A 20,059-nucleotide genomic window follows, 5' to 3' on the forward strand; every position below is an offset into this window, starting at 1 on the left:
TAGCCAGCAATGCTTGAAACAACGTGGTCTAGTACCAATTGAGACCATTGAAACACGGCTTGACCGCAGATCAAAGGTAGTGATGCATCCGCGCTTGTCAGAGTAATGAAACGTGTTCTAGCCTGACTTCATGGGTAACCCTGTCATCGTCGAAGCCACCCGCAGCCCTATCGGCAAGCGCAACGGCTGGCTGTCCGGCCTCCACGCCACCGAGCTCCTCGGAGCCGTTCAGAAGGCCCTCATCGAGAAGGCCGGAATCGACCCCGGCAGCGTCGAGCAGGTCATCGGCGGCTGCGTCACGCAGTTCGGCGAGCAGGCCAACAACGTCACCCGTCAGTCCTGGCTCGTCGCCGGCCTGCCCGAGCACGTCGGCGCCACCAGCGTCGACTGCCAGTGCGGCAGCGCCCAGCAGGCCAACCATCTGGTCGCCGGGCTGATCGCCACCGGCGCCATCGACATCGGCATCGCCTGCGGTATCGAGGCGATGAGCCGCGTCGGCCTGGGCGCCAACGGCGGCGGCGCCCGCGCCGCCTCCTGGGACATCGATCTGCCCAACCAGTTCGAGGCCGCCGAGCGGATCGCCAAGCGCCGCGGCATCACCCGCGCCGATGTGGACGCACTGGGCCTGGCCTCACAGCTCAAGGCCAAGCAGGCCTGGGCCGAGGGCCGGTTCGACCGGGAGATCTCCCCGATCGAGGCTCCCGTCATCGACGAGAACAAGCAGCCGACCGCCGAATGGAACACGGTCAGCCGCGACCAGGGCCTGCGCGACACCACCGCCGAGGGCCTGGCCGGGCTGAAGCCGGTGATGGAGGGCGGCATCCACACCGCGGGCACGTCGTCGCAGATCTCCGACGGCGCCGCGGCGGTGCTGTGGATGGACGAGGACAAGGCGAAGGCGCTGGGCCTCAAGCCGCGTGCCCGCATCATCAGCCAGGCCAACGTCGGCGCCGAGACCTACTACCACCTCGACGGCCCGGTGCAGTCAACCGCGAGGGTCCTCGAGAAGGCCGGCATGAAGATGGGCGACATCGACCTCGTCGAGATCAACGAGGCCTTCGCCTCGGTGGTGCTGTCCTGGGCGCAGGTGCACGGCGCCGACATGGACAAGGTCAACGTCAACGGCGGTGCCATCGCTCTCGGCCACCCGGTCGGTTCGACGGGCGCCCGCCTGATCACCACGGCTCTGCACGAGTTGGAGCGCACCGACAAGAGCACGGCGCTGATCACCATGTGTGCCGGCGGCGCGCTCTCGACCGGCACGATCATCGAGCGCATCTAGTGTCTTTCAGCGAAGCCGAGCGCATCGCGGCCGCCCAGGCCTACATCGATGCGCTGGTGAGCCATCAGGCGGATGCGGTCCCGTTCACGCCGGACTGCATCCGCATCGAGATGGGCCTGAAGACCGGTCGCAACGGAGATCATCTGCGCCGCAGCCTGAACAACGGCCCGCAGTTCAAGTTGATCGAGAAGACGACGACGCCGGAGTTCAGCGTCGACGGAGATCAGATTCGCGCTCGTTTCGACGTGCTCACCAAGCCGCGCCTGTTCGGGCGGCGGGTGTGCTCGCACGTCGACGAGACCTTTCTGATCCCCGCGTCCGACGGGAAGATTCACCACATCCGCGCGTCCCTGACCCCGTTCATCAGCCGCTAAGGTCCCCGCATGGCCAACACCCCTCGCCCGCTCAGCCCCAAACAGGTCGAACGGCTCAACGCGAAATCGACCGGCACCGCCATCAAGTGGATGTCGCGCGCCCAGACGTGGATCTTCAAGAAGTCCGGCGGGCGCATCGGCGACAAGTTCCTGCGCGGCGCCGAGGTGGGCATCCTGACCACGATCGGGCGCAAGTCGGGCGAGAAGCGAGACAGCCCGCTGCTGTTCCTGCAGGAGGGCAAGCGCATCGTGCTGGTCGCCTCGCAGGGCGGACGGGCCACGAACCCGATGTGGTACCTGAATCTGGTGGCCAACCCCCGGGTGACGTTCCAGACCAAGCGCGAGACTCTGGAGCTCATCGCGCGCGACGCCACCGACGCCGAGCGCGACGAGTACTGGCCCAAGCTGGACGCCATGTATGCCGACTTCGTGAACTACCGGTCCTACACCGACCGCAAGATCCCGATCGTGATCTGCGACCCGGCCTGATCTCCGGATAACCAGCAGTGCCCCCGACCGCAAGGTCGGGGGCACTTTCTGTTTGTCAGGTGTCGCGGAGCTGGCCAATTACGCAACTCTTCGTAGCTGAATTGACGAGTGAACAGTTCTTTGATTATGTTCTGTGAGCGCGCACACAGTTAACGCCAAGTGAGCGGCAGCCCACGTTTTCGTGAACCACCTGGAGACCATATGCAACGACCCACCCGACGCCGGGCTGCCGGTGCCGCCGCCACCACCCTGACGGCGTGTTCTCTGTTCGCGGCAGCGACCCTGCCCGCGGCGGCCATGACCGTGACGTTCATCCGGCACGCCGAGTCACAGGGCAATGCCTCCGGGTACATCGACACCAGCACCCCGGGGCCGCACCTGACCAATGACGAGATCAATCAGAACGGCGGCCCGAACGGTGAGCAGCAGGCGATCGACTGGGCCAATGCCCAGTGCCCCACCGCCGAGTGCACCAAATTCGACGCGCTCTACGCCTCGACCATGATCCGCACCCAGGAGACGGCAGCGCCTTTCGCCGCCAAGCGCGGGTTGCCGGTCACGGTCCTGGGCACGTTCGATCCGGACCACCCTCAGCAGAACTCCGGCGTGCAGGAGATCAGCGCGGGCATCTTCGAGGGCCTGCCCGAAAGCGAAGGCATCGGCCGCATCGGCTACATCCTCGCCCCGCTGGCGTGGACCATGGGCCTGCAGTTCGTCCCGGTCCCCGGCGGCGAGACCGGCCTGGAGTTCAACGAGCGCGTGACCAACGCGCTGACCCAGGTCGAAGAGGACACCGAAGACACCAACGGTGACGGCAACATCGACGCCGCGGTGTTCTCCCACGGCGCCACCATCATGATGTGGACGATGATGAACGTCGACAACCCCAACCTGTTGTTGATCGTGCAGCATCCGTTGAACAACACCGACGAAGTCGTCGTGGAAAAGAACGCCGACGGTAGCTGGACCCTCAAGAGCTGGGCCGGTGAAGAGGTCGCTGCGGCCAACTACCCGACCCAGATGTTCGTCAACTTCCGCGACCTGATCGTGGCACCGCAGAAGGCCGTCTACAACATGCGGATTCCGGTCCTGTCGCTCGATGCCGAGGGCATCGTCACCACCGGCGCGCAAGGCGTGCAGGACGTCGCCGAGGCCGGCGTCAAGTTCGTCAAGGATTCGGTGACCGACACGGTCAACGCGATCACCGGCATCCCCGGATCGATCGGCCAGTCGACCACTCAGGTCTCCAAGCTCAGCACGGAGAAGACCGCAGGCAGCGACGTTGCGCCTGTCACCGATCTCGCCGCGGGCGCCCAGTCCGCCGTCGAGGACGCCAAGGCGACCGTCGAGAACGTCACCGATGACGCCAAGGCGACGGTCGATGAGGCGACCAAGCCGGTGCGGGCCACGGTCAGCACCACCCGCGTGGCCACCGGCGCCACGAAGCTGACCGATGGCAACAAGGCGGAGCCGGGCAAGGCAGTTTCCGCGGTGCGTGACCGAGTCAGGCAGGCCGCAGACGACGTACGCAGCGGGGTCGAGTCCTCGGCCAAGGAGGCCAGGGACACCGTCAAGAAGCTGACCGGCACCGCCAAGACGGACAAGTCCGACGACAGCAAGGCCAAGACGAAGGCCAAAGACGCGGCGTGAAATAGGCGGTAGCGCAAGGTAATACCAACCGGGTCAGTCCCCCTTCCTCGAACGAGGAGGGGGGACTGAGCTGTATTCGGACCGGTTAGAACAGCACCCAAATTTTGTCAAATACCTTCCCGTACAGTGGGATAACTGGTCGCTTTGACAGCAGGTTGCCAGACAATTCAGATGGCCGGCCAGCGCGATGTCACCGGCAGGTCACGTGAAATCCGTACAGCCACAATGGAGGAAACACATGAACCGCCGCAGAGGTGACGCGCCGGCGTCACGATATCGAAGTCTACTAGGGGGTGTGGCCCTGGCCTTCCTCGCCTTCTTCCTGGCGATGCCCGTCGCCCATGCCGCCGAGGTCATGCGGGTGACGTTCGTGCGCCACGCCGAATCCGAGGCCAACGCCAACCACATCATCGATACCACCATTCCCGGTCCCGGCCTCACCGAGAAGGGTCGGCAGCAGTCAGAAGCGTTGGTGGACAAGCTCGGTGACAACAACTACGACGCCATCTACGCGTCGACCATGCTGCGGACCCAGCAGACCGCGACGCCCATGTCGCAGTACCTCGGTCTACCGATCCAGGTGATCGACGGTATCTCGGAGATCCCCGCAGGCTCCCTGGAAGGCAAGGATCAGGACACCTACGGCACGGCCTACATCCTCGCGGCACTGAAGTGGGCAGGCCTGGTCCCGACTCCTCCAGGTGAAGATCCCCTCGGCGCCACACAGCCGGGTACCGACTTCGACGGCCACGATTTCAACGATGGCGTGAACAATGCCCTGAAGACCATGTACGACAAGGGCGATCGGAACGCGATCGTGTTCTCACACGGCGGCACGATCATGTTCTGGACGATCATGAACGCCAAGAATCTCAGCCTGGCCGAGAAGGGCATGCTGCTGAGCCAGCACACGCTGGGCAACACCGATTACGTGGTCATCGAGGGCAATCCGGAAGACGGCTGGACCCTCGTGGACTGGAACGGGCAGAAGTTCGCACCGGAACCGTCCTTCGAGCACGAGCTCGGCCTGCAGTTCCGGACCCTGAGCCGACAGTTGCAGCAGGCCGCGAACAGTGTGGCGCAGTCCTTCGCCTCGGGTAACCCCGCCACCATCGCCACCGCGATCAACCGTGGCATCGCCGACGCCGGTTTCTCGGTACTCAAGTTCAATCGCGCGATCAACGCCGAGATCATCAAGCGGACGACCAACGCGATCCCGACCAGCACCGAGGATCTGCAGCAGAAGGTGTCCACCGAGGTGGACAACGTGAAGGCCGAAGTGGATACCAACGTCGTCGCGCGCAACCTTTCTGCGGCACCGGACGCGGCGGCCGACGAGACGTCGACCGGCGCCGCGGTGAAGTCGAAGGTCGCCGATACGCTCGGCAGCATCGTCAAGCCCCGTCGTGCCACCGATCTGTCCGACGGCAACAAGGCGGTACCGGGTGTGAAGACGGCGCTCGGCAACACCGGAGAGCAGGTCCGGACCGCCGTCAAGGATGCCCAGGACCAGGTCTCGTCGTCGATCAAGAAGCTCGGCGACGCTGTCAAGAAGGTGACCGGTCAAGCCGACGCGTCGGCGGGTGACAACGACACCGCCGGAAGCAAGGACGCCGCCTAACCGGTCGGCATTTTCAAAAAGGTGCCCCAGACTGATTGGTCTGGGGCACCTTTTTGCACTCGAATCCGCAATGGCAACAATCAGTCTCAAACAACGAGACATCTGCACATTGACAAAAATTTCCGCCATACGTTCATTTCGCCGCACCTGTACACAACGATTGGAGAACGCAGCGAAATGAGTTATTTCAGACGCTCGGGTATACGGGCGACGATCGCGGGCATAGGAATGATGTTCCTGGCATTCCTTCTGGCCATTCCGGTCGCCCACGCAGCGGAAGTCATGCGGATCACGTTCATCCGCCACGGCGAGTCGACCGCGAACGCGGCGAACGTTGCCGACTCCTCGGTGCCGGGCCCCGTGCTCACCGAAAAGGGCCAGCAGCAGGCCCGTGACATCGTTAAAGTGCTGGGCGACAACAACTACGATGCGATCTACGCCTCCACCATGGTCCGCACCCAGCTGACCGCCGCACCGATGGCGGAGTACCTCGGTCTGCCGATCCAGGTCGTCCCCGGCCTCCAGGAAATCGAGGCGGGAATCTACGAGGGAACTCCGGAGTCCGATGCCGTCAAGGGCTATCTACAGGCTCCGTTGAAATGGCTTCAAGGTGACCTCGACGCGCGCATCCCGGGTTCGATCAACGGGCGCGAATTCGATGCCCGCATGGACGGCGCAATTCAAACGATGTACGACAACGGGGACCGAAATGTGGCGGCATTCTCCCACGGCGGCGCCATCATGTTCTGGGTTTTCTTGAATGCAGAAAATGCGGACCCGATGTGGCTGATGACCAATCCGCTGCGAAATACCGGATACGTCGTGGTGGAGGGCAATCCTGAGGACGGCTGGCGCGTCGTCAATTGGAACGGCACCGAGATCGGGCCCGAGACCCCGTTCCATGTCGACGTGCTGCGCCAGGTGCGGACGCTGTCGAGGCAGCTCAATGCCGCAGTCACGCAAGTGACAGATGCCTTCGCCACGCGCGATCCGGCGACCATCGCCACCGCGATCAATCGCAGCATCGCCGACGCCAGCTTCTCGGTGACCAAGTTCAACCGCGCCATCAACGCCGAGATCATCGACCGCGTGAACAAGGCAATCCCCAAGAGCGAGACCGAACTGCTCGAGAAGGTGTCGTCGACCATCGAGGACGTAAAGACCGCAGCGGACAACACCGTCGAAACGGTGACCGCCGAGGTCCGGACCGCGGGTGACACAGCGGCCGAACAGGCCGAATCGTCCGCCGAGCCGGCCGTGACCGAGGTGCAGTCGATGGTCAAGGCCCGAACCGGCGCAACGGATCTCCGCGACGGGAACAAGTCGGTTCCCGGCCTGAAGAAGGCCGTGACCGGCTCGGCCGAACGCGTGCGGGCCACGGTCGAGAACACTCGCGATCAGGTCTCGTCCTCGGTGCGCCACCTCAAGGAAGTGGTCAAGAAGGCCACCGACCGGGCCGGAGACCAGACCCGCGGCGATGACACCTCCGCGAAGGATGCCGCCTAGCGCCCCAACCTGCGTCATTCTCAACACCGATCAGGACAACCGGATCGGCCCCTTCGCCGTGCGAAGGGGCCGATCTCGCTCTCCACTCAAGATTGTTTCTCCGCTCATGCAAACGCCTGCGCTTGGGCTGTTACAGGCGTAAACATGCACTGGCACAACAACTCTCGAAACGGAGAATCAATGACAGAGCCTTTGTCCCCGCGACCGCAACGTCGCGTACGACGGATACTCGTTTCGGCGTCGACCACAGCAGTGTTGTTGCTGGGTGCGGCGATACCCGCTTGGGCGGCCGAGAACATGACCGTGACCTTCGTCAGGCATGCCGAATCCGAAGGAAACGCGACGGGTAACACCACCGACGACAATCCACCGCTCACCGAACTGGGCGAACAGCAGGCCCGAGATTCAGCGGATCGACTCGCGGGCAACGACTACGACGCGATCTACGCGTCGGACCTCATCCGCACGCAGCAGACGGCAGGGCCCATGGCTGACGAGCTGGGCCTTCCGATCCACGTAGAGCACGGCTTCCGTGAGTTGGAGGCCGGCGTTCTCGCCGGGCTGCCGGAGCGGGTGGCCGGGATCGGGATGCTCGTCGTCGCAGCGAATTGGATGGTGGGCAACCGGTCCGCACAGATCCCGGGGTCGATCGACGGCAACGAGTTCGATGCCCGCATGGACGGTGCCCTCAAGGTCGTCTACGACAGTGGTGCTCGCAACGCTGTCGTGTATTCCCACGGTGGCGCGATCATGTTCTGGGTGTTGATGAATGTCGACAACCCGGACCCGATGCTGTTGTTGGAGCACCCGCTGAGCAACACCGACACCGTTGTGGTGGAGGGTAATCCGGAAGACGGCTGGACCCTGGTGAACTGGAACGGGGTCGAGGTGGCCAAGGATCCGGCCTTGCCGACGAAGCTTCTGGTCGACGTGCGGGACGCCGTCGTCGTACCGCAGACCGCCGGTTACCGGGTGGGCCAGGCGCTACAGACCGGGGACCTCCCGACCATCGCCAAGGCCGCACAAGACGGGGTTGAAGACGTCATCAACGCGCCCGTACAGCTGGTCAAGGACGTGGCCGAAGACATGAGTGACGAGTTCGCCAAGACCGAGGTGGCCGGCATCGCCGAAATGCCGAAATCCGGCGGCGCAACGGATCTCCGCGACGGCAACAAGGCGGCCCCGGGTGTCGTCAAGGCACTGAACCGCTCGAGCGGCAAGGTGCGCGCAGCCGTCGGCGCTACCCGCGAGCAGGTCTCGTCCTCGGTGCGCAGCATCAAGGACGCGGTCAAGAAGGCCACGACCAAGCCGAGTGAGAAGGACGCCGCCTAACCAACGAGTAGACGCAAAACTGCTCCAAATCAAGCGATTTGGAGCAGTTTTGTGTCTGTTCGGCGAGGAAACTCAGGCGCCGTAGACCGGAACCGCGGGGCGGGCCTTGGCCAGCAGGTCATTGACAACCGGGCCCAGCTCGGCGGGATCCCACTTCGCGCCCTTGTCGATCTGCGGGCCGTGGGCCCAGCCCTCGGCGATGCGGATCTTGCCGCCCTCGAGCTCGAACATCTTGCCCGTGACGTCCTTCGACTCCACGCTGCCCAGCCACACCACCAGCGGGGAGATGTTTTCCGCGGCCATGGCGTCGAAGGCCTGGTCCTGGGTGGCCATCATGTCGGCGAAGACGGTCTCGGTCATGCGGGTGCGGGCCGAGGGTGCGATGCCGTTGACGGTGACGCCGTAGCGCCCCATCTCGGCCGCGGCCACCAGCGTCAGCGCGGCGATGCCGGCCTTGGAGGCACTGTAGGTGGCCTGGCCGACGCTGCCCTGCAGCCCCGCGCCCGAGCTGGTGTTGATGATCCGGGCGTCGACCGTCTCGCCGGCCTTCGACTTGGCCCGCCAGTACGCGGCGGCGTGCTTCATGGTCGCGAAGTGCCCCTTGAGGTGCACGGCCGTGACGGCGTCGAATTCCTCTTCCGTGGCGTTGGCGAACATCCGGTCGCGGACGATTCCGGCATTGTTGACGAGAACGTGAAGGTCGCCAAAACTATCCACGGCCTGCTGGATCAAGGCTTCGGCCTGGCCCCAGTCGGCGACGTTGGAACCGTTGGCAACGGCCTCGCCACCGGCGGCGACGATCTCGTCGACCACGTTCTGCGCGGCGCTGCCACCACCGGCCGGCGACCCGTCCAGGCCGACCCCGATGTCGTTGACCACGACGCGGGCACCTTCGGCAGCGAACGCGAGCGCGTGCTCACGTCCGATACCGCCACCGGCACCCGTCACGATGACCACGCGGCCGTCGAGCAATCCCATTGTGATGTCTCCTTTTTCGAGTTACTTGATGTCAGCGGTCGTGGTGGACAGGTAGTGCGGTGGCTCGCCGCCACCGTGCACCTCCAGCGTGGCCCCACTGATATAAGAGGCGGCCGCAGACGACAAGAACGCTGTGGCCCAGCCGATATCGGCAGGCTTGGCGAGGCGCCCCAACGGCACATTCCTCGAGATGGCGGCGATGGACTCGGCGTCACCGTAGAACAGCTCGGACTGTTCGGTCTCGACCATGCCGACCACCACCGAGTTCACCCGCACCTTGGGTGCCCATTCCACGGCCAGCGTCGAGGTGAGGTTGTCGATACCGGCCTTGGCCGCGCCGTACGCGGCGGTCCCCGGAGTGGGCCGGTGGCCGCTGACGCTGGAGATGTTGACGATCGTCCCGCCGGCCTCCTGCTTCTGCATCACCGCGTTGGCGTGGGTGGACACCGAGAGTGCGCCGATCAGGTTGAGTTCGATGATCTTGGTACTGAACTTCGCCGACGCATCGGCAGCGAGCACATAGGGCGAGCCGCCGGCGTTGTTGACGACGACGTCCAGCCGACCGTGTTTGGCCACGACGGCCTCGATGAGCCCGGCCACCGATTCGTCATCCCGGATGTCGCAGCTGTGGAATTCGTAGGGCAGTCCCTCAACCGGGCGGCGCGCGCAGGTCACCACGGTGGCGCCCTGACCGGCAAAAACCGCGCTGATCCCAGCGCCGACCCCTCGCACTCCACCGGTCACCAGGACCACCTTGCCGGTCAAACCCAAATTGATGGCGCCGACTTCTGGCGTATCTGTCACTGTGCTAGCGTACCAAGCAAGTGCTTGCTTAGGTAGCGACCCCTTCAGGAAGTGGATTGATGACGATCACCACCAAGACAGTCGAACCGGGCATCGTCTCGGTCACCGTCAACTACCCGCCCGTCAACGCCATCCCGTCGGCCGGCTGGTTCGAACTCGGCGATGCGATCACCGCGGCAGGCCGCGACCGCAGCACCCACGTGGTGATCCTGCGAGCCGAGGGCCGCGGGTTCAACGCCGGCGTGGACATCAAGGAAATGCAGAACACCGAGGGCTTCACGGCCCTCATCGACGCCAACCGCGGCTGCTACCACGCGTTCAAATCGGTCTACGAGTGCGAGGTTCCCGTCGTCGCCGCCGTCAACGGCTTCTGCGTGGGCGGCGGCATCGGCCTCGTCGGCAACGCCGACGTGATCGTGGCCTCCGACGACGCCAAGTTCGGCCTGCCCGAGGTGGAACGCGGCGCGCTCGGTGCCGCCACCCACCTGTCCCGACTGGTCCCCCAGCACCTGATGCGCCGGCTGTTCTTCACCGCCGCAACGGTTCCCGCAGAGACGCTGCACCACTTCGGTTCGGTGCACGAGGTCGTTCCCCGCGAGGAACTCGACGAGGCCGCGCTGCGCGTCGCCCGCGATATCGCCAGCAAGGACACCCGGGTGATCCGAGCGGCCAAGGAGGCGCTGAACTTCATCGACGTTCAGCCCGTCAACGCGCGGTACCGCATGGAGCAGGGCTTCACCTTCGAACTCAACCTGTCCGGTGTGTCCGACGAGCACCGCGACGCCTTCGCCGGCACTGACAAGGGATCCAAATAACATGGCAGACAAGCGAACAACTCTCGACGAGGCGGTCGCCTCGATCGAAAGCGGAATGACCATCGGCATCGGTGGCTGGGGTTCACGGCGCAAGCCGATGGCCTTCGTGCGCGCCCTGCTGCGCACCGACGTCAAGGACCTGACCGTGGTCACCTACGGCGGCCCGGACCTGGGCCTGCTGTGCTCGGCCGGCAAGGTCAAGCGCGTCTACTACGGCTTCGTCTCGCTGGACTCACCGCCGTTCTACGACCCGTGGTTCGCCAAGGCCCGCACCACCGGTGCGATCGAGGCCCGCGAGATGGACGAGGGCATGCTGCGCTGCGGCCTGCAGGCTGCCGCCCAGCGGCTGCCGTTCCTGCCGATCCGGGCCGGCCTCGGCAGCGACGTCCGCGCGTTCTGGGGCGACGAGCTCAAGACCGTGAAGTCGCCGTATCAGACCGACGGCGCTTACGAGGAACTGATCGCGATGCCCGCGCTGAACCTCGACGCGGCCTTCGTGCACATGAATCTCGGTGACGCCCAGGGCAATGCCGCCTACACCGGCATCGACCCGTACTTCGACGACCTCTTCCTGATGTCGGCGCAGCGCCGCTTCCTGTCGGTGGAGCGCGTGGTCTCCACCGAGGAGCTGGTCAAAGCCGTTCCGACGCAGGCCCTTCTGATCAACCGCATGATGGTCGACTCGGTGGTCGAGGCCCCCAACGGCGCCCACTTCACCACCAACGAGCCCGATTACCGGCGCGACGAGAAGTTCCAGCGCCACTACGCAGAGGCCGCGGGCTCCGACGAGACCTGGGCCGAGTTCGTCAAGACGTATCTGTCGGGTAGCGAGGCCGATTACCAGGCTGCGGTCCGCAAGTTCAAGGAAGACGCCGCGGACGCGAGGAGCACCGAAAACAAGGAGGCCGCCAAGTGATTGCCGTGACCCGTGCCGAGGTATGCGCCGTCGCCTGCGCCGAACTGTTCCGCGACGCCGGCGAGATCATGGCCAGCCCGATGACCACCGTCGTCCAGATAGGCGCCCGGCTGGCCCGGCTGACCTTCTCCCCCGACATCGTGCTGACCGACGGTGAGGCCCGGATCCTGGCCGACACCCCGGCCATCGGCGCCCCCTTCACTGTCGAGGGCTGGATGCCGTTCAACCGGGTCTTCGAGACCCTGGCCTGGGGCAAGCGCCATGTGGTGATGGGCGCCAACCAGATCGACCGCTACGGCAACCAGAACCTGTCGGCGTTCGGCCCGATCCAGCACCCGACCCGGCAGATGTTCGGCGTCCGCGGTGCGCCCGGCAACAGCATCAATCACGCCACGAGCTACTTCGTCGGCAACCACTCCAAGCGGGTGTTCTGCGAGTCGGTGGACATCGTCTCCGGAATCGGTTGGGACAAGATCGATCCGGAGAACCCGGCCTACCGCTTCGCCAACATCTACCGCGTCGTGTCCAACCTTGGCGTGTTCGACTTCAACGGCCCCGACCACCAGATGCGTGCGGTTTCGCTGCACCCCGGCGTCGAGGCACAGCAGGTCGCCGACAACACCTCCTTCGAGGTGCACGGCCTCCAGGAAGCCGAGACCACCCGGCTGGCCACCGATGAAGAACTCCGACTCCTGCGCGAGGTCATCGATCCGAAGTCGTTGCGCGACAAAGAGGTCAAGGTCTAAAGAATGGGCAAGCTCAAGACTCCGCTGACCGAGCTGGTCGGCATCGAGCATCCCGTCGTACAGACGGGAATGGGCTGGGTGGCCGGTGCACGACTGGTCGCCGCAACCTCCAATGCCGGCGGGCTCGGCATCCTGGCGTCAGCGACCATGACGCTCGAGGAGCTGCAGACCGCCGTCACCAAGGTCAAGGCCGCCACCGACAAACCCTTCGGCATCAACATGCGTGCCGACGCGGGTGATGCCGGTGCGCGCGTCGACCTCCTGATCCGCGAAGGAGTCAAAGTCGCCTCCTTCGCTCTAGCTCCCAAGCCCGAGCTGATCGCCAAGCTGAAAGATGCCGGCGTCGTGGTGATCCCGTCGGTCGGTGCGGCCAAGCACGCCAAGAAGGTGGCCGGCTGGGGTGCCGACGCGGTGATCGTGCAGGGTGGTGAGGGCGGTGGCCACACGGGCCCCGTCGCCACGACGCTGCTGCTGCCCTCGGTGCTGGATGCCGTCAAGGACACCGGAATGCCCGTGATCGCCGCGGGCGGCTTCTTCGACGGCCGCGGCCTGGCCGCCGCCTTGTCGTACGGCGCCGCTGGGGTTGCCATGGGAACCCGGTTCCTGCTGACCTCCGATTCCACCGTGCCCGACGCGGTCAAGGAGCGGTACCTGCAGGCCGCGCTGGACGGCACCGTGGTGTCGACACGCGTCGACGGCATGCCGCACCGGGTGCTGCGCACCGGGCTGGTCGAGAAGCTGGAGAGCGGTTCGCGGGCACGTGGTTTCGCCGCCGCCGTCGGCAACGCTCAGAAGTTCAAGAAGCTCTCGGGTATGACGTGGCTGTCGATGGTCAAGGACGGCCTTGCGATGCGACACGGCAAAGAGCTCACCTGGTCGCAGGTCGTGATGGCCGCCAACACCCCGATGCTGCTCAAAGCCGGTCTGGTGGAGGGCAACACCGACGCAGGCGTGCTGGCCTCGGGTCAAGTCGCCGGCATCATCAGCGACCTGCCGTCGTGCGCTGAGCTGGTCGAGAAGATCGTCGACGACGCCGTCGCGCACCTGCAGTCGGCGTCGGGCTACATCCAGTAGCTTTCCTCCGCGAACAGACGTAAAACTGCCCCTTTTCCCGTGAATGAAGTGCTCCCCGGAAGTTGGACTGAGAAATTCAGTTTCTTCTTCTGGGGAGTACTTTTTTGCATCCTTCTAGTTCGTTGAGTGAGGCCCAACGTGGTGCGGCGGTAGCGTTGTTCGAGCAGGGTCGGGGCTTTAGCGCCACGGCGAGGTATTTGGGAGTGAGCCGGGGGCCGGTTCGCGAGATACATCGCCGTTGGGTCCTGCATGGCAGGAAGGTGCTGGTGGCTAAACCGACCAAAACGCAGTACTCGTTCGAGTTCAAGCTCGAGGTGGTGCGCAAGGTGATCGACGAGGGTGCGACTGCGCAGCAGGTAGCTCAGGAGTACGGGCTGTCGTCGGCCTCGCTGGTGCAGACCTGGGTGCGGGCCTACCGCCGGCTCGGTGAGGAAGGGTTGAAACCCAAACCTAAAGGGCGCCAACCTCAAGACGCTGGTTCCTCGTCGCAGGAGTTGACAGACCTGGCGCGGTTGGAGCAGGAGAATGAGCGGTTGCGGGCGGAGAACGCCTACCTAAAAAAATTGCGAGCCTTGATGGTGCACGAACAGCGGTGAAAGTCGCTGCTGTCGCTGCCCTCAAGGCTGATCATCGGTTACCGGTGCTGCTGCAGGTGGCGGGGCTGGCCCGTTCAACGTTTTACTACCACCACGCCAAACCGCAGGTCCCCGACCCGCGGGCGGACCTCAAGTCCGCGATCACCGAGGCATTCACGGATACCCACGGCCGTTACGGGCACCGCCGGATCCACACCGTGCTGATCAAGCGGGGTTTTGTGGTGGCCAAAAAGACCGTGCTGGCGGTGATGCGTGAACTGGCGCTGATCTGCCGGGTGCGGCGGCGCCGCCGGTACAACTCCTACACCGGCGAAGCCGGTCAGATCGCCGAAAATCTTCTCAACCGCGACTTCAGCGCGAGCGCGCCGAATCAGAAGTGGGTCACCGATGTGACCGAGTTCCGCATCGGTGAGCGCAAGGTCTATCTGTCGCCGGTGCTCGATTTGTTCGATCGGTCGGTGCTGGCTTACGCGTGGTCGATGAGCCCGAATGTGGAGTTGACCAACACGTCACTGGCCGCGGCGATCGCGACCTTGCAACCGGGTGAATGTCCGCTGGTGCATTCCGATCAGGGCTTCCAATACCGGCATTGGTCCTGGCGCAAGTTGCTCGACGACGCTGAGGCGCTGCAGTCGATGTCGCGCAAAGGCAACTGCTATGACAACGCGGTCATGGAGAACTTTTTCGGACACCTCAAGGCAGAAATGTTCCACCACAACCGGTTCGACACTGTCGAGGACTTCACCGCTGCCCTTGACACCTACATCCACTGGTACAACACCGAACGAATCTCAACAACGCTCAAGGGCCTGAGCCCGGTCCAATACCGGGCCCAGGCCCTTGCCGCCTAGGCTCCAAACGTCAGTGTCCAACTTCTGGGGACCACTTCAGAAAAGGGGCAGTTTTACGTCTGTTCGCGCTGTTCGGCGACGCCGGGCACAGTGGATGTATGGACATCCGTGGCGTCGAGCATCCACTGATCCGGCGGGCCGTCGAAGGTCTGCACAAGTTCAACAGCAGGCACCCCTGGAGTCACAACGACCATTTCCACGGTTGGATCCTGGCGAACCTGCCCGAACACCGCGGAACCGCGATCGACATCGGATGCGGTCAGGGCGCTTTGGTGGCCCAGCTGGCCACGCGGTTCGCACAGGTCCGCGGTACGGATCTCGATGCGGACATGCGCACCGAAGCGGACCGGCGCTGCGCCAACCTGGACAACGTCACGATCGACGACAGTCAACTCGCCCAACTCGACGGACCCGCCGACCTGGTCACCATGATCGCGGTACTCCACCACCTCGACGTCGAGCAGGCGCTGACCGACATCAAGCGGCTGCTGGCCCCGGGCGGACGGTTCCTGTGCATCGGACTCGCCGCCCCCGCCTCGATCAGTGACACCGCATGGGATTTGGCGTCTGCGGTCACCAACCCGCTCATCGGCCTGATCAAACATCCGCGCCCGGTGCCCGGCGGTCCGAAACCTCCTCCGTTCCCGGTACGCGATCCCCAGCTCAGCTTCGATGAGCTGCAAGTCATCGTCCGACACGTCATGCCGGGCGCCGAGATGCGCCGCCGGCTGGCGTTCCGGCACACCATCTGCTGGACGAAACCCGGCTGAGCGACAAATTGTGCTCCGGATACAACAGGGCGACGCGATTTGGGTCGCTTGGCACATCGGCATAGCCACAGGGCGTTTGTAACGTTCATCACAACGCAGCATCAAGCCTTCTACCAGCTGCGATGACATCAAACCCCTGACGAAAGTGAGTTCCGCATGTCCGCCCTCGGTTTCTTCTCCCTGTTCTTCATCGGCCTGTTCCCGGTCCTGGTGCCCGCGACGCTGTCGACCGCCCGCGCCATCAACGGCTGGCGAGGTCGTCGTCGCGCCACTGCGCAGTAACCGAACCGGCCCGAGGCATTGTTACCGCGGTGCTAAATCATCGGGCTCCGCCGCCGGCGTGAACCACGGGTGGCCGGTGTGCCTACAGGCCGTACTCCCCGGGCGATCCGCCAGTAGCCGCAGGTGAAGACCACAATCACAGCGTCATCGCCGAATAGCCACATGACTGCCGCGTTCCCGCGAAATAACTTGCGCGTTAACGCGATTTCACAGCGCTCAGCACCCTCCAGTGCGTTCTTTTGACGGCTTCCGCAACCCTCTTACGCTCGTCAAGCAACAGCCTGGAGGGACGGGAACGTGGTCGATTCACATGCCGGCAGCGCAACACCTGCCGATGCGTTACTGCGCCTGGGTAAGTACTTCCACCGCGGTGAGATCTCCGCGGATCAGCGAACCCTGCACAAGGTCGGCGGCCGCTCGGCCGACGACTTCTACCGCGACCGCTGGGCACACGACAAGGTCGTGCGCTCGACCCATGGCGTGAACTGCACCGGATCGTGCTCGTGGAAGATCTACGTCAAGGACGGCGTGATCACCTGGGAGTCGCAGCAGACCGACTACCCGTCGGTCGGTGCCGACAAGCCAGAATACGAGCCGCGCGGCTGCCCCCGCGGTGCGTCGTTCTCGTGGTACACGTATTCGCCTGCGCGCGTGCGCTATCCGTACGTCCGCGGCGTGCTGCTGGAGTACTACCGTGAGGCCAAGGAGCGACTGAAGGACCCCGTCCTGGCCTGGGCCGACATCGTCGAGGATCCGGAGAAGTCGCAGCGGTACAAGACCGCCCGGGGCAAGGGCGGTTTCGTTCGCGCAGAGTGGTGGGAGGCCGCCGAGATCGCCGCCGCCGCCCACGTCCACACCGTCAAGAAGTACGGGCCGGACCGGGTTGCCGGTTTCTCCCCGATCCCGGCGATGTCGATGGTCAGCCATGCCGTGGGCGCCCGGTTCATCTCACTGCTGGGCGGGTCGATGCTGTCGTTCTACGACTGGTACGCCGACCTGCCGGTGGCCTCGCCGCAGGTGTTCGGGGACCAGACCGATGTGCCCGAATCCGCGGACTGGTTCGACGCGGGCTACCTGATCATGTGGGGGTCCAACGTCCCCGTGACCCGAACTCCTGACGCGCACTACATGACCGAGGCCCGCTACCGCGGCCAGAAGGTGGTCGTCGTGTCGCCGGACTATGCCGACAACACCAAGTTCGCCGACGAATGGCTACCGGCCCGCCCCGGTACCGACGCCGCACTCGCCATGGCGATGGGTCACGTCATCCTCAAGGAGTTCTTCGTCGAGAAGCAGACGCCGTACTTCACCGACTACGTCAAGAAGTACACCGACCTGCCGTTCCTGGTCACCCTCACCGAGCGCGACGGACGCGTGCTGCCCGGAAAGTTCCTCACCGCAGCCGATCTGGGCGTCGAGTATGCCGAAACCGAAGCAGCCGAATCCAAGACCGTCCTCCTGGACCAGGCCGGTCGGCCCGTGGTGCCCAACGGCTCACTCGGGCACCGGTTCACCGCGTCCGGCGAGGGCCACTGGAACCTCGACCTGCAGGGTGTCCACCCGATGCTGACGCTGCTCGGCAACCATGACGACACAGTGACCGTGGCCCTGCCCCGGTTCGACAGCGACAAACCCGGAGTCCTGGAACGCGGCGTACCCACCAGAATCGTTGCCGGACAACGCGTGACGACGGTCTTCGACCTGATGCTGGCGCAGTACGGGGTGGCCCGCGACGGCCTCGACGGGCAGTGGCCGTCCGGCTACGACGATGCCTCCGAGCCCTACACCCCCGCGTGGCAGGAAGAGATCACCGGCGTGCCCGCCCAGGCTGCCGAACGCATCGCCCGCGAATTCGCCGACAACGCCGAACGTTCCAAGGGCCGCTCGATGATCCTCATGGGCGCGGGCACCAACCACTGGTTCCATTCCGACCAGATCTACCGGTCGTTCCTCACCCTGGTCATGCTCACCGGCTGCCAGGGCGTCAACGGCGGCGGCTGGGCACACTACGTCGGCCAGGAGAAGTGCCGTCCGGTCACCGGTTGGGCGACTCTGGCCTTCGGCCTGGACTGGCAGCGGCCGCCACGGCAGATGCAGGGCACGGTCTTCTGGTACCTGGCGACCGATCAATGGCGCTATGACCCGTTCACCTCGGAGGTGATGGCGTCACCGCTGGCCGAGGGAAAGTTCGAGGGCCGCACGGCCGCCGACAACATCGCCCTGGCCAGCCGACTCGGCTGGATGCCGAGCTACCCCACGTTCAACCGCAACCCGCTCGACCTGGCCGACGAGGCCGCCCGGATGGGCAAGGATGCCGCCGAATACGTCGTGGACGGACTCAAGTCGGGCCATCTGCAGTTCGCCTGTGAAGATCCCGACGCCCCGGAGAACTTCCCGCGGTGCCTGACGGTGTGGCGGTCGAATCTGCTCGGCTCGTCCGCGAAGGGCAACGAGTACTTCCTCAAACACCTGCTCGGCACCGACTCCGCGGTCGCCGCGCGCGACGAGGACGGCATCCGGCCACGGGAGGTGCGCTGGCGCGACGAGGCCCCGGTCGGCAAGCTGGATCTGCTGCTGTCCCTGGATTTCCGCAACACCAGCACGACGCTGTTCTCCGACATAGTGCTGCCCGCGGCCACCTGGTACGAGAAGCACGACCTGTCCAGCACTGACATGCACCCGTTCGTGCACGCGTTCTCGCCGGCCATCTCACCACCGTGGGAGACCAAGACCGATTTCGATGCGTTCCACCGCATCGCCCGCGGCTTCTCCTGGCTGGCCGAGAAGCACCTCGGCAAGCGCAAGGACATCGTGGCCATGCCGTTGCAGCACGACAGCGCGGACGCCACCGCGCAGCCCGGCGGTCGCGTGCTGGACTGGAAAGCTGGCGAGTGCGAACCGATTCCCGGTAAGACCATGCCCCGCCTAGTCATGGTGGACCGCGACTATCCGGCTATCGCCGAGAAGATGGCGGCCCTGGGGCCGATGGTGGAAACTGTCGGCCTCACCACCAAGGGAGTGACCACCCACCCCGACGCCGAGGTCGAGTACCTGCGCGGTGTCAACGGCGCGGTGGTCAGCGGTGTCGCGATCGGACGCCCGTCGTTGGCCAAGGACACCCACGCCGCCGAGGCCATCCTGGCGCTGTCGGGCACCACGAACGGGCGCCTGGCCGTCGAGGGTTTCGAGGCGCTGGAACGCCGCACCGGAACCGAACTGGTGGACCTGGCCAAGGAGAGCGAGGGCAAGCGGATCACGTTCGCGGACACCCAGGCCCGGCCGGTTCCGGTCAACACCTCACCGGAATGGTCCGGCTCGGAGACCGGCGGGCGACGCTACTCCCCCTTCACCATCAACACCGAGCGGCTCAAGCCGTGGCACACGCTGACCGGCCGGCAGCACTTCTATCTGGACCACGACTGGATGAGTGAGCTCGGCGAGCAACTGCCCACGTTCCGGCCGCCGCTGGACATGACGGCGCTCTTCAACGAACCCAAGGTGGGCGATACGAGCGGCGGCATCACGGTGCGCTACCTGACCCCGCACTCCAAGTGGTCGATTCACTCTGCGTACCAGGACAACCTGTACATGCTGACGTTGTCCCGCGGCGGCCAGTGCATCTGGATGTCGGACGTGGACGCCGCCAAGATCGGGGTCAAGGACAACGACTGGATCGAGTGCACCAACCGCAACGGCGTGGTGAATGCCCGGGCCATCGTCAGCCACCGCATGCCCGAGGGTCTGGTGTTCATGTACCACGCCCAGGACAAGGCCGTCGACGTGCCGCGCACCGAGAAGAACGGCAAACGCGGCGGAATCCACAACGCGCTGACCCGGATCATGATCAAACCCACGCACCTGATCGGCGGGTACGCGCAGCAGTCCTTCGCCCTGAATTACCACGGGCCCACCGGAAATCAACGCGATGAGGTCACCACGATTCGTCGCCGTTCGCAGGATGTGGAGTACTGAC

At 64.9% G+C, this 20,059-nt stretch carries 18 protein-coding genes; 16 read left to right on the top strand and 2 right to left on the bottom strand.

Annotated features, from left to right (window positions below):
- Window positions 1-130 precede the first annotated feature (130 nt).
- From G6N57_RS02130 to G6N57_RS02160, 7 genes are all read left to right on the top strand, one after another.
- Window positions 131-1,282: a steroid 3-ketoacyl-CoA thiolase gene (locus tag G6N57_RS02130; RefSeq protein WP_077738820.1), complete on the top strand. Its 1,152-nt coding sequence runs from the start codon at window positions 131-133 to the stop codon at window positions 1,280-1,282.
- Complete coding sequence (locus G6N57_RS02135) at window positions 1,282-1,656, top strand: DUF8021 domain-containing protein (protein WP_077738819.1); 375 nt, start codon at window positions 1,282-1,284, stop codon at window positions 1,654-1,656. The genes G6N57_RS02130 and G6N57_RS02135 overlap by 1 nt, the downstream gene beginning before the upstream one ends.
- A gap of 9 nt (window positions 1,657-1,665) precedes the next feature.
- Window positions 1,666-2,145 carry a nitroreductase family deazaflavin-dependent oxidoreductase gene (locus G6N57_RS02140; protein WP_077738818.1) on the top strand — a complete coding sequence of 160 codons (480 nt, stop codon included), beginning with the start codon at window positions 1,666-1,668 and terminating at the stop codon, window positions 2,143-2,145.
- Between the two features lie 201 nt (window positions 2,146-2,346).
- Entirely contained in the window at window positions 2,347-3,795 is a 1,449-nt protein-coding gene (locus tag G6N57_RS02145) for a histidine phosphatase family protein (protein WP_077738817.1), read from the top strand.
- A gap of 295 nt (window positions 3,796-4,090) precedes the next feature.
- A complete protein-coding gene (locus G6N57_RS02150; RefSeq protein WP_234815873.1) occupies window positions 4,091-5,416 on the top strand; it encodes a histidine phosphatase family protein in 1,326 nt (441 codons plus the stop codon).
- A gap of 21 nt (window positions 5,417-5,437) precedes the next feature.
- On the top strand, window positions 5,438-6,922 hold the full coding sequence (locus G6N57_RS02155) for a histidine phosphatase family protein (RefSeq protein WP_234815874.1): 1,485 nt from the start codon (window positions 5,438-5,440) through the stop codon (window positions 6,920-6,922).
- Between the two features lie 180 nt (window positions 6,923-7,102).
- Complete coding sequence (locus G6N57_RS02160) at window positions 7,103-8,254, top strand: histidine phosphatase family protein (RefSeq protein ID WP_077738814.1); 1,152 nt, start codon at window positions 7,103-7,105, stop codon at window positions 8,252-8,254.
- A 72-nt stretch (window positions 8,255-8,326) separates the two neighbouring features.
- On the opposite strand, the gene G6N57_RS02165 is transcribed toward G6N57_RS02160, so the two are convergent.
- A complete protein-coding gene (locus G6N57_RS02165; protein WP_077738813.1) occupies window positions 8,327-9,232 on the bottom strand; it encodes an SDR family oxidoreductase in 906 nt (301 codons plus the stop codon).
- Between the two features lie 21 nt (window positions 9,233-9,253).
- Entirely contained in the window at window positions 9,254-10,036 is a 783-nt protein-coding gene (locus G6N57_RS02170) for an SDR family oxidoreductase (protein WP_077738812.1), read from the bottom strand.
- A gap of 59 nt (window positions 10,037-10,095) precedes the next feature.
- Here G6N57_RS02170 and echA20 point away from each other — a divergent pair, with 59 nt between their 5' ends.
- From echA20 to G6N57_RS02205, 9 genes are all read left to right on the top strand, one after another.
- The gene (gene echA20, locus G6N57_RS02175) at window positions 10,096-10,851 is read left to right on the top strand and encodes a (7aS)-7a-methyl-1,5-dioxo-2,3,5,6,7,7a-hexahydro-1H-indene-carboxyl-CoA hydrolase (protein ID WP_055117843.1); all 756 of its coding nucleotides are present in this window, start codon (window positions 10,096-10,098) and stop codon (window positions 10,849-10,851) included.
- A 1-nt stretch (window position 10,852) separates the two neighbouring features.
- The gene (gene ipdA, locus G6N57_RS02180; RefSeq protein ID WP_077738811.1) at window positions 10,853-11,767 is read left to right on the top strand and encodes a cholesterol ring-cleaving hydrolase subunit IpdA; all 915 of its coding nucleotides are present in this window, start codon (window positions 10,853-10,855) and stop codon (window positions 11,765-11,767) included.
- Entirely contained in the window at window positions 11,764-12,513 is a 750-nt protein-coding gene (gene ipdB, locus G6N57_RS02185; protein WP_077738810.1) for a cholesterol ring-cleaving hydrolase subunit IpdB, read from the top strand. The genes ipdA and ipdB overlap by 4 nt, the downstream gene beginning before the upstream one ends.
- Window positions 12,514-12,516: 3 nt before the next feature.
- On the top strand, window positions 12,517-13,587 hold the full coding sequence (ipdC, locus tag G6N57_RS02190) for a (3aS,4S,5R,7aS)-5-hydroxy-7a-methyl-1-oxo-octahydro-1H-indene-4-carboxyl-CoA dehydrogenase (protein ID WP_065460361.1): 1,071 nt from the start codon (window positions 12,517-12,519) through the stop codon (window positions 13,585-13,587).
- A gap of 266 nt (window positions 13,588-13,853) precedes the next feature.
- Entirely contained in the window at window positions 13,854-14,183 is a 330-nt protein-coding gene (locus G6N57_RS31920) for a helix-turn-helix domain-containing protein (protein WP_235652663.1), read from the top strand.
- Complete coding sequence (locus G6N57_RS31925; RefSeq protein ID WP_077738808.1) at window positions 14,180-15,034, top strand: IS3 family transposase; 855 nt, start codon at window positions 14,180-14,182, stop codon at window positions 15,032-15,034. Before G6N57_RS31920 ends, G6N57_RS31925 begins: the two co-directional genes overlap by 4 nt.
- 98 nt (window positions 15,035-15,132) lie before the next feature.
- The gene (locus G6N57_RS02200) at window positions 15,133-15,804 is read left to right on the top strand and encodes a class I SAM-dependent methyltransferase (RefSeq protein ID WP_077738807.1); all 672 of its coding nucleotides are present in this window, start codon (window positions 15,133-15,135) and stop codon (window positions 15,802-15,804) included.
- A 156-nt stretch (window positions 15,805-15,960) separates the two neighbouring features.
- On the top strand, window positions 15,961-16,086 hold the full coding sequence (locus G6N57_RS32195) for a hypothetical protein (RefSeq protein WP_268950679.1): 126 nt from the start codon (window positions 15,961-15,963) through the stop codon (window positions 16,084-16,086).
- 297 nt (window positions 16,087-16,383) lie between these two features.
- Window positions 16,384-20,058, top strand: coding sequence for a nitrate reductase subunit alpha (locus tag G6N57_RS02205; protein ID WP_077738806.1), 3,675 nt, complete (start codon window positions 16,384-16,386; stop codon window positions 20,056-20,058).
- Window position 20,059 lies beyond the last annotated feature (1 nt).

The sequence above is a fragment of the Mycolicibacterium boenickei genome, from assembly GCF_010731295.1.
Lineage (GTDB): Bacteria > Actinomycetota > Actinomycetes > Mycobacteriales > Mycobacteriaceae > Mycobacterium > Mycobacterium boenickei.

What these genes read in the sequence shown, in the direction of transcription:
- G6N57_RS02130 (WP_077738820.1), top strand. Translation starts at nt 131, where the DNA reads ATGGGTAACCCTGTCATCGTCGAAGCCACCCGCAGCCCTATCGGCAAG.
- G6N57_RS02140 (WP_077738818.1), top strand. Translation starts at nt 1,666, where the DNA reads ATGGCCAACACCCCTCGCCCGCTCAGCCCCAAACAGGTCGAACGGCTC.
- G6N57_RS02145 (WP_077738817.1), top strand. Translation starts at nt 2,347, where the DNA reads ATGCAACGACCCACCCGACGCCGGGCTGCCGGTGCCGCCGCCACCACC.
- G6N57_RS02160 (WP_077738814.1), top strand. Translation starts at nt 7,103, where the DNA reads ATGACAGAGCCTTTGTCCCCGCGACCGCAACGTCGCGTACGACGGATA.
- G6N57_RS02165 (WP_077738813.1), bottom strand. Translation starts at nt 9,232, where the DNA reads ATGGGATTGCTCGACGGCCGCGTGGTCATCGTGACGGGTGCCGGTGGC.
- echA20 (WP_055117843.1), top strand. Translation starts at nt 10,096, where the DNA reads ATGACGATCACCACCAAGACAGTCGAACCGGGCATCGTCTCGGTCACC.
- ipdA (WP_077738811.1), top strand. Translation starts at nt 10,853, where the DNA reads ATGGCAGACAAGCGAACAACTCTCGACGAGGCGGTCGCCTCGATCGAA.
- ipdC (WP_065460361.1), top strand. Translation starts at nt 12,517, where the DNA reads ATGGGCAAGCTCAAGACTCCGCTGACCGAGCTGGTCGGCATCGAGCAT.
- G6N57_RS02200 (WP_077738807.1), top strand. Translation starts at nt 15,133, where the DNA reads ATGGACATCCGTGGCGTCGAGCATCCACTGATCCGGCGGGCCGTCGAA.
- G6N57_RS32195 (WP_268950679.1), top strand. Translation starts at nt 15,961, where the DNA reads ATGTCCGCCCTCGGTTTCTTCTCCCTGTTCTTCATCGGCCTGTTCCCG.